Origin of the sequence: Synechococcus sp. H55.10 (assembly GCF_047502715.1) — a bacterium.
Lineage (GTDB): Bacteria > Cyanobacteriota > Cyanobacteriia > Thermostichales > Thermostichaceae > Thermostichus.
Genome location: NZ_JANSJJ010000275.1, coordinates 1 through 521 on the forward strand (window position 1 = coordinate 1; position 521 = coordinate 521).

At 59.3% G+C, this 521-nt stretch carries 1 pseudogene; it reads right to left on the reverse strand.

Features of this window, described 5'->3' with window-relative positions:
• Positions 1–24: 24 nt before the first annotated feature.
• Positions 25–521: pseudogene (locus tag NW858_RS13120) on the reverse strand (hypothetical protein); the annotation flags it as partial.

Consider the following 521-nt stretch of genomic DNA (forward strand, 5'->3'; position numbering starts at 1 on the left):
CGGCGACCACCTAGATCTCCACAGTCATGATCGTCGGCAGCGACAGATGTGTATAAGAGAATGGGTTGACCCCGGTGGCTCCTGACACGACACTTCCGCAGATGGATCTCGAGGAGTTCCACCTCCCGCAGATGGGGGCAGGGATGGTTCCTGGGCCAGCAGGAAATCGGAGTTGGGAGAATCGGGGGCCTCAGTCAAAGGATCCCTCAGCCGAGGAGGAGTGGCCTGAGAAAAGACTCCTGGCCGGGGGCGCAGGGTCATCCAGAAGGCTAGCCCTGCCACCAGAGTGGTCGCCAAAGCCAAACCCAGTAGGATCCCTGAGGCAATAGAAGAGCGCCGCAAAGGCAGAGGCGGGCGCGTGCCCCAATAGGGGTACTCTTCCACCAGCCCTTCTTCAAGGCTGTGCTCCAAATCCTCAAGCAGCTCATCCAGCAGGTAATCTGCTTGACCCGTGTAACCCAATGCAGCCCAAGGAGAACGACGGCTCCTGTCTGCCGATGCATCAAACCCGGACATAGAAC